Origin of the sequence: Paenibacillus sp. GSMTC-2017, assembly GCF_016019935.1 — a bacterium.
Taxonomy (GTDB): Bacteria; Bacillota; Bacilli; order Paenibacillales; family Paenibacillaceae; genus Pristimantibacillus.
Genome location: NZ_JAECMT010000002.1, coordinates 1,027,753 through 1,036,491, shown reverse-complemented (window position 1 = coordinate 1,036,491; position 8,739 = coordinate 1,027,753). Strand labels below are relative to the sequence as shown.

Annotated in this window: 4 protein-coding genes, 7 tRNA genes and 1 rRNA gene; 11 read left to right on the top strand and 1 reads right to left on the bottom strand. The window is 42.5% G+C overall.

The window, feature by feature from the left end; genetic code table 11:
* The 9 genes from I6N90_RS12160 to pdaA all read left to right on the top strand — a co-directional run.
* A 23S ribosomal RNA gene (locus tag I6N90_RS12160) occupies positions 1–1,163 on the top strand; the annotation flags it as partial.
* 98 nt (positions 1,164–1,261) lie between these two features.
* A tRNA-Asn gene (locus I6N90_RS12155) sits at positions 1,262–1,337 on the top strand.
* 5 nt (positions 1,338–1,342) lie between these two features.
* Positions 1,343–1,430 (top strand) — tRNA-Ser (locus tag I6N90_RS12150).
* Positions 1,431–1,455: 25 nt separating this feature from the next.
* Positions 1,456–1,530: transfer RNA gene (locus tag I6N90_RS12145), tRNA-Glu, on the top strand.
* 14 nt (positions 1,531–1,544) lie between these two features.
* Positions 1,545–1,621 (top strand) — tRNA-Met (locus tag I6N90_RS12140).
* Positions 1,622–1,653: 32 nt separating this feature from the next.
* Positions 1,654–1,729: transfer RNA gene (locus I6N90_RS12135), tRNA-Thr, on the top strand.
* 11 nt (positions 1,730–1,740) lie between these two features.
* A tRNA-Gly gene (locus I6N90_RS12130) sits at positions 1,741–1,815 on the top strand.
* Positions 1,816–1,823: 8 nt separating this feature from the next.
* A tRNA-Pro gene (locus I6N90_RS12125) sits at positions 1,824–1,900 on the top strand.
* A gap of 224 nt (positions 1,901–2,124) precedes the next feature.
* Positions 2,125–2,904, top strand: coding sequence for a delta-lactam-biosynthetic de-N-acetylase (gene pdaA / locus I6N90_RS12120; protein ID WP_232242955.1), 780 nt, complete (start codon positions 2,125–2,127; stop codon positions 2,902–2,904).
* Between the two features lie 87 nt (positions 2,905–2,991).
* Here pdaA and yhbH read toward each other — a convergent pair whose 3' ends face one another.
* Positions 2,992–4,152, bottom strand: coding sequence for a sporulation protein YhbH (gene yhbH, locus I6N90_RS12115; RefSeq protein WP_197935751.1), 1,161 nt, complete (start codon positions 4,150–4,152; stop codon positions 2,992–2,994).
* A gap of 216 nt (positions 4,153–4,368) precedes the next feature.
* Here yhbH and I6N90_RS12110 point away from each other — a divergent pair, with 216 nt between their 5' ends.
* Positions 4,369–5,544, top strand: a complete 1,176-nt coding sequence (locus I6N90_RS12110; RefSeq protein ID WP_197935749.1) for an exonuclease SbcCD subunit D — start codon at positions 4,369–4,371, stop codon at positions 5,542–5,544.
* Positions 5,541–8,663 (top strand): AAA family ATPase, encoded by a 3,123-nt coding sequence (locus tag I6N90_RS12105; RefSeq protein WP_197935748.1) that lies wholly within the window; start codon positions 5,541–5,543, stop codon positions 8,661–8,663. The genes I6N90_RS12110 and I6N90_RS12105 overlap by 4 nt, the downstream gene beginning before the upstream one ends.
* The last annotated feature ends 76 nt before the right edge of the window (positions 8,664–8,739 follow it).

Genomic DNA, 8,739 nt, shown 5'->3' with positions numbered 1-8,739 from the left:
GGTTAATAGCCCGAGGGGGCCGCAGTGAAAAGGCCCAAGCGACTGTTTAGCAAAAACACAGGTCTGTGCGAAGCCGTAAGGCGAAGTATACGGGCTGACGCCTGCCCGGTGCTGGAAGGTTAAGGGGAGCGGTTAGGAGCAATCCGAAGCTGTGAACCGAAGCCCCAGTAAACGGCGGCCGTAACTATAACGGTCCTAAGGTAGCGAAATTCCTTGTCAGGTAAATTCTGACCCGCACGAATGGCGTAACGACTTGGGCGCTGTCTCAACGAGAGATCCGGTGAAATTTTAATACCTGTGAAGATGCAGGTTACCCGCGACAAGACGGAAAGACCCCATGGAGCTTTACTGCAGCTTGATATTGGACTTTGGTACGATCTGTACAGGATAGGTGGGAGCCTTTGAAGCATGAGCGCCAGCTTGTGTGGAGGCGACGTTGGGATACCACCCTGATCGTATCGGAGTTCTAACCTACTACCGTGAAACCGGTAGAGGGACCGTGTCAGGCGGGCAGTTTGACTGGGGCGGTCGCCTCCTAAAATGTAACGGAGGCGCCCAAAGGTTCCCTCAGAATGGTTGGAAATCATTCGAAGAGTGCAAAGGCATAAGGGAGCTTGACTGCGAGACCTACAAGTCGAGCAGGGACGAAAGTCGGGCTTAGTGATCCGGTGGTACCGAATGGAAGGGCCATCGCTCAACGGATAAAAGCTACCCTGGGGATAACAGGCTTATCTCCCCCAAGAGTCCACATCGACGGGGAGGTTTGGCACCTCGATGTCGGCTCATCGCATCCTGGGGCTGAAGTAGGTCCCAAGGGTTGGGCTGTTCGCCCATTAAAGCGGTACGCGAGCTGGGTTCAGAACGTCGTGAGACAGTTCGGTCCCTATCTGTCGCGGGCGTAGGAAATTTGAGAGGAGCTGTCCTTAGTACGAGAGGACCGGGATGGACGTACCGCTGGTGTACCAGTTGTTCCGCCAGGAGCACCGCTGGGTAGCCAAGTACGGACGGGATAAGCGCTGAAAGCATCTAAGCGTGAAGCCCCCCTCAAGATGAGATTTCCCAGTATGTAAGACCCCTTGAAGACGACGAGGTTGATAGGTTCGGGGTGGAAGTGCAGTAATGTACGGAGCTGACGAATACTAATCGGTCGAGGGCTTATCCTAATACGCTTATATAGGCCATACAACTTATAAGCAAACAGCTAAAGACATTCTAGCAATCTTTCGTATCCAGTTTTCAGGGCGCAAGCACTGAAACATATTCCCTGATAGCTCAGTTGGTAGAGCACTCGACTGTTAATCGAGTTGTCACAGGTTCGAGTCCTGTTCGGGGAGCCAAGCATGGAGAGATACCCAAGTGGCTCAAGGGGACCCTCTGCTAAGGGGTTAGACTGCGTAAGTGGTGCGAGGGTTCGAATCCCTCTCTCTCCGTTCTCTTTATTTTTCAATTAAGTACGGCCCGTTGGTCAAGTGGTTAAGACACCTCCCTTTCACGGAGGTAACAGGGGTTCGAGTCCCCTACGGGTCACCAATTTTTAAAAACGACGCGGGGTGGAGCAGCCCGGTAGCTCGTCGGGCTCATAACCCGAAGGCCGCAGGTTCAAATCCTGCCCCCGCAACCAAATACGATTATAGTAATAATCGTCATTAATGTGCCGTTGTAGCTCAACTGGTAGAGCAACTGACTTGTAATCAGTAGGTTGGGGGTTCAAGTCCTCTCGACGGCACCATCTTTTTTTTTGCGGAAGTGGCTCAGCGGTAGAGCATCGCCTTGCCAAGGCGAGGGTCGCGGGTTCGATTCCCGTCTTCCGCTCCAAAAAGTTTCGGGATGTAGCTCAGCTTGGTAGAGCACCTGGTTTGGGACCAGGGGGTCGCATGTTCAAATCGTGTCATCCCGACCATTTTCTATCAGATTATTTAATAGAAATATATAACCATTGTTTTATAGTGAACGATCACTGTAACTGCAATGGTTTTTTTGTGCGTTATTTGTACGTAATAAGAGTTTGTAGCATGTTTTGAACAGGCTCTGGAAACAATAAGTATGCGAAGCAAGTATGACTGACAGCTAGAGAGGAGTGAACATTTGCAAGTAATAAAACCTAAGTTGGCCGTGATATTAGGCTTGGCAATTGCAGTAACGCTTACGTTCGGCAGTAACCTCGTCCAGGCAGATCCAGGTGCATTTCATTTTGGATTCAAAAAAAGTGTAAATGGAAATTTACCGTCAATTGATGAAGAAGGTTTTAAACCGATTATTACGAAACATGGTGCGCTTTTTTTAGGCGAGACGACGAGGAAGGATCTTTTTCTGACCTTTGATAACGGATATGAGAATGGGCTAACGAGTGGCATTCTTGATGTTTTGAACGAAAAGAAAGTGCCTGCTACCTTTTTTGTTACAGGTCACTATATTAAGGAAGAACCTGAACTGATGAAACGAATGGTAACAGAGGGACATATTATTGGGAATCATTCGTGGAGTCATCCGGATATGACGCAGCTATCCATAGACGGTATTAAGACGGAACTTGATAAAGTGAAAGAACAAGTACGTCTTGTGACAGGACAAGAGGAAATGAATTATTTAAGACCCCCTAGAGGTATCTTTAATGAAAGGGTACTTGCAGTAAGCAAACAATCGGGGTATACCAATGTTTTCTGGTCGATTGCCTACAAAGACTGGGATGTGAATGCACAAAAGGGTGCTCAATATGCATTTCAGCAGGTAACCAAACAATTGCACCCAGGAGCAATATTATTGCTGCATTCTGTCTCAAAAGATAATGCTGAAGCACTCGGAAGTATCATTGATGAAGCAAGAAAACAAGGTTATGAGTTCAGAAGTTTGAATGAGCTAACGGGGGATAACGAACAATTACCCCTATATATATTACCTAGATGATCAAGGAATACATTGCAGAGAGAAACAGGCCACGTAAGAGCGCTGGCCTGCTCTGTTTCCTGTTCAACATAAGGGGAGCTTGCAAAATTACCCTGGAATTTCTTCACGCTTGCGGAAAAAGGATTTCAAAGCGTTGTAAACTTCGCCCTTTTCTTTAATTACATAATACATAAAATGCTGCATGTTAATATGCTTGTAGGCTGACATGAGTGTGCTGGATCGATTATATTGATTAACTTCACCGTATCCGAACAGATTTGAACGCTTTAGCAGTTCACCAATTAATTTGACACAACGTTCATTGTCACTTGTTAAGTTGTCACCATCGGAGAAGTGGAATGGGTAAATGTTGTAGAGCGTTGGATTATACCGACTATCTATAATTTCAAGCGCCTTCATATAAGCTGAGGAACAGATAGTTCCACCGCTTTCACCGCGGGTAAAAAACTCTTCCTCTGTTACTTCCTTGGCCTCTGTATGATGAGCAATAAAGACGATCTCAACCTTTTCATATTGATGGCGTAAGAAACGTGTCATCCAAAAAAAGAAGCTGCGAGCCACATATTTTTCGAAGGAGCCCATCGATCCTGAAGTATCCATCATTGCAATAATAACCGCATTTGATTGCGGTTTAATAATTTCTTCCCACGTTTTGTATCTAAGATCATCCGGGCTAATGCCATGAATACCTGGTTGGCCGGAAGTTGCATTTCTTCTTATATTTTCAATAATCGTTCGTTTTTTATCGATGTTGGACATGATGCCTTTTTTTCGAATGTCATTGAAGCGAATTTCCTTCGTTTCTAATTGATCCTTATCTTTCTGCTTTAAGAAAGGAAGTTCAAGTTCTTCGAATAACATCGTTTCTAGCTCTGCTAACGTTACCTCGGCTTCGATGACATCCTCCCCAGGATGTTCACCTGCACCTTCTCCCTTGCCTCCTTTTTTGGCTTGAGGATCAACACCAAGTACGTCACCAACCTGACTATCTCCATCACCTTGACCAACATGTTTGTTTTTATTGTAATTATAAACAAAACGAAATTCATCTAGGCTCCGAATCGGCACTTTAATGATTTGTTTTCCGTCAGACATGACTATGCTTTCTTCGGAGACAAGATCTGGCAAGTTTTGTTTTATCGCTTCCCGTACTTTCTGTTGATGACGGGCTTGATCCTGATACCCTTTACGATGCAGCGACCAGTCTTCTCGTGAAACAATGAACATGTCTTTATCCGATGTACTCATTTCGGAGCACCTCCTTGCTTAATACGTTATTGTTATTCAATATATTCAATTACGGAGCGGTTATGTGAACGAAATTAGACCTAATCTAGTAATCTAAGCTTTAAGACCACTAATTTAACTATGTAATTTATTCGTGGTCTAGCGACCGATATGGAGCAATGTTAATATAATAGGAGGTCTGCAGGTAAACAATGCTGTAGGAGAGGAAGTGTAAGGATGAAACTATTTCATACGGCCGATTGGCATTTAGGAAAACTGGTTCAAGGTGTATACATGACTGAAGACCAGCGATATATATTAGAGCAATTTATAGAAGCCATTCAATTAGAAAAACCAGATGCAGTTATTATTGCAGGTGATCTATATGATAGAGCTATACCTCCTACAGAGGCGGTTGATCTGCTTGATGAGGTGCTTGAACGAATAGTAGTGGAACTTGAAACACCGGTGTTAGCAATTGCGGGCAACCATGATAGTCCAGATCGAATAAACTTTGGTACCAAAATGATGGAGAGTCGGGGTCTGTATTTAGCTGGTGGTCTTCGTTCGGATTTAAAACCTATCGTCATTAGTGATGGTTATGGCGAAGTTCACTTTCATCTCGTTCCTTATGCCGACCCGGCGCAAATTCGTCATACACTTGGTGATGAGAACATACGGACACATGAAGATGCTATGAAGGCTGTAATAGATCGAATAGAGGTGGACTTAGATCCAAAAGCTAGACATGTGCTAGTTGGACATGCTTTCATTACACCATCTGGAGAAGCTCGGGTAAATACAAGTGAATCCGAACGTCCTCTAGCTATTGGTGGAGCTGAACATGTCAGCGCTGCACACTTTAAACGTTTTCACTATACCGCTTTGGGTCATCTTCATCAGGCTCATTTTGTGCTCAATGATACAATTCGTTATGCAGGATCACCATTAAAATATTCCGTTTCTGAGGAAAATCATGTTAAAGGGTTTTACATCGTTGAAATGGACAGCGTGGGGAAAATATCAGTTGAAAAAAGAGAACTTACACCACTTCGTGATATGAGGCGGTTAGAAGCTACTTTGGAAGAGCTAGAAAAGCATCCAATCAATGAAGACTATGTATTTGTAACCTTGCTTAGCGATCATCCTGTGCTGTTTCCAATGGAGAAGGTTCGTGCTGTTTATCCAAATGCGATGCATGTGGATAGACGGGAAGTTTCTAAACAAATCAAGGTAGGTTCGGATGCTGAAAATGGAGATGGACCAGTACAACGAAGAAGTGAAGCTAACCCAGTGCAATTGTTTGAAGCGTTCTATCAAGAAGTGAAGGGAACAACACTTTCAGAAGAGAAAAAGGTGTTATTTACAGAACAATATGTTGCTTTGCTTCGTGAGGAAGGTGGAAATCAATGAGACCTTTACGATTAACTATGACAGCATTTGGGCCTTATCGGGATGCTGAGACGATTGATTTCACTGAGCTTGGAAACCATAGACTATTCGTTATCTCAGGGAATACAGGTGCTGGTAAAACAACAATTTTTGATGCGATCTGTTTTGCTATTTACGGAACAGCAAGTGGTGAGGATCGTGCAGATACTAGGATGCTGCGCAGTCATTTTGCTGACGAAGATTCACATACCGCTGTAGAATTAGTGTTTGCAGTTGGAAGTAAGATCTATAGAGTGTTTCGTCAAATGAAACATCGTAAAGGAGCTAATCGTAGCGAGACGGGAGAAAAAACGGAGTTGTATGAGACGATTGATGGTGTGGAAACACCTGCAGTGGATCGATTTATTACAACTGAAGTAAATGCTAAGTTATTATCGATTATTTCACTCACAAAAGAGCAATTTAGTCAAATTGTTATGCTCCCTCAGGGTGAATTCCGTAAGTTACTTACGTCAGATACTGACAATAAGGAAGATATATTACGACGAATATTTCGAACAGAACTTTTTGAGAAGCTGGAAAATCGTTTTTATACGCAACATAAGAAAATGCAAGAACAACTAAAGGAAGCAAGAGCAAGTTCTTCCGCAATTATGAGACAAGCGGAAGAAGCATTACCAAAGCGGGAAGAGAGCATGTTTGCTGCTACTTTAAATCAAGAAGTATTTAGTGTGTTGCAAATTGTAGAAGCTCTTAGTTCCGAAGCACGTTATTATGAAGAACAAGCTGAATCAGCAGCTAAGGCGAAAGATACATTAGCGAATGAACTTGATCTACTACAAGTAAAAATACGTGATGCTCAAGCAATAAATATACGTCATGATGAGCTTGTGGCAAAGCATGCTCAGAGAGTGAAATACAAAGAGCAAGAACCGATAATTGTTGAACAAGAAAAGTCGCTTGCTCTTGCTATAAAAGCAGCAACTTTGACCCCTTATGAAGAACATGCAAAACTAGCAGAACAAAATAATAAAGCAAAACGTCATTTCGCGGATGTGAAAAAAAGTGAATGGGAATTAGCATCCAATCAATATGAAGAGGCATTGGATAAGCATAATATTGAATCAAGTAAAGAAAATGTGCGACGTGAAGCAGAGAGAGAATTACATCGATTGAAGGAGCTTGAACCAATTGTTTCTGCACTTTCTGCACAACTTCAAGCTGTTGAAAAACTAACTCAAGAGGAACGGATTGCAACTGAGCAGCTTGCATCGTTTGAGCTTCAAATAAATAATAATAAAGAGCATAAAAGTGAACTTCAATCATCAATTAGAACGATAGAAGCTACCTCGACCATCTTACCGGAGCGAATAGAGCAGTTGCGCAAGGTAGAACAACAAGGAAAACAAATAAAACGGTTAATTGATCTTTCTGAAGAAATGACAAAATACACGAATATGGAAAAGGAAGGTCTTGCATCTCTTGCAGAAGCAAAAGCGCAGCATGAAAAACTGGAACAGAGTTGGATCGAAGGACAAGCAAGTCTCCTTGCGCTACATCTTCACGATGGTAAACCATGTCCTGTATGTGGAAGTAAAGCCCACCCGTCTAAAGCTACATCAGGCGAAGAACTTCCTTCAAGGGAACGTCTTCAACAATCTAAAATGACATTAGCGACAGTCGAGAGAGAACTAATGGGAGTGAAAGCGGAAGCAGCGGCAGCAGTTTCTGCTAAAAATGTTTGTATGATTGAGTTAGAGGATGAAGGTGTTTCGATAAGGCTTGATGGATCATCACTTGATCAGATGGAAGAGCTCCATAAACGACAAGTTCAATTGCGTCAACAATGGAGAGAGCTTAAGAGTGAAACAGATATTCTTCTGCAGAATACCAAACAGCTTAACGATTTAAAGCTTCAGCTTCAGCAATTCGAAAAGGAGCTTGAAGCGCTTGAACAAAACCGTGATATAGCTCGAACGAATCAACAAAATCTAATTTTGGAACGGACTGTTGGACAAGCTAATTTACAAAAAGAGTTAGACCGGATTCCAGATGAATTACGAACTCCAGAATCACTAAAACGTAAATTGAATGTGCAGCAAAATCTCTTTAATGAGTTCGAAAAGATGTGGAAATCGTCTCAAGAGCGTCTACAACAAACAACGACTAAACTTGCGGAAAGTAAAGCTTACGTAGAGCAAGCAAATGTACAAGTAGAAGAAACTTCAATTATGGTTTCAAATACTTCGGCACGCTTGATGGATGAGCTGGGAAAAGCAGGGTTTTCTAACGTTGAAGAGTATAGAGCAGCTATATTAAGTGAGGAAAGAATCCATGTTTTAAAAGATGAGATCCAGAAATATTATGCTTCTACTTCAGCAATAGCTGAAGGAATTACGATATTAGAACAAGAGCTTGAAGGAAAAGATCGTATCGATACGATTGATCTTGTACAACAGTTAACTGGATTAAGACAATCACATGAACAAGCGATTACTTTAGAGCATAATTCACATCGTAACGGACAAGAAGCTAAGAGACTTAAAGCTTCAATTCAACATGCAGGTTCTCAGATTATTGAAATCGAAGCAAAACTCGAACAGGTTATGGACATCTACGGAATGTTAAAAGGCGATAATGCGCTTAAAATTTCTTTCGAGCGATATATTTTAATTGAATATTTGGAGCAAATTTTAACGATGGCCAACATCCGTCTTCACGAACTGTCGAACGGTCAATATCAATTGCAGCGAAGTGATAGGCTAGAGTCTAGAGGAAAACAAAGTGGCTTAGGACTCGATGTATATGATTCCTATACAGGACAAAATCGTGACGTTAAGTCGTTGTCAGGTGGAGAAAAGTTTAATGCTTCTCTATGTTTAGCACTTGGAATGACCGATGTAATTCAATCACATCAAGGCGGTGTATCGATTGAAATGATGTTGATTGACGAAGGGTTTGGTTCGCTGGATGAGGAATCGTTGCATAAGGCAATATCAGCATTAGTTGATTTAGAGCGAGCTGGCAGGATGATTGGCGTTATATCACATGTAGGTGAGCTCAAAGAAGCGTTTCCTGCATGTTTAGATGTAAGCAAGACGAAGGAAGGCTTTAGTCGTACCAAGTTTATATTAAAATAGTTTTGATATTAAAAAGCCTGCTTGCGTTCGCATATAGCGGACGAAGCAGGCTGAAAAGTATGTAGTGTTAAGAGAT

Bases quoted from the DNA above. Each gene is read 5' to 3' on its own strand.
- yhbH (WP_197935751.1), bottom strand. From the start codon at position 4,152: ATGAGTACATCGGATAAAGACATGTTCATTGTTTCACGAGAAGACTGG.
- I6N90_RS12105 (WP_197935748.1), top strand. From the start codon at position 5,541: ATGAGACCTTTACGATTAACTATGACAGCATTTGGGCCTTATCGGGAT.
- I6N90_RS12110 (WP_197935749.1), top strand. From the start codon at position 4,369: ATGAAACTATTTCATACGGCCGATTGGCATTTAGGAAAACTGGTTCAA.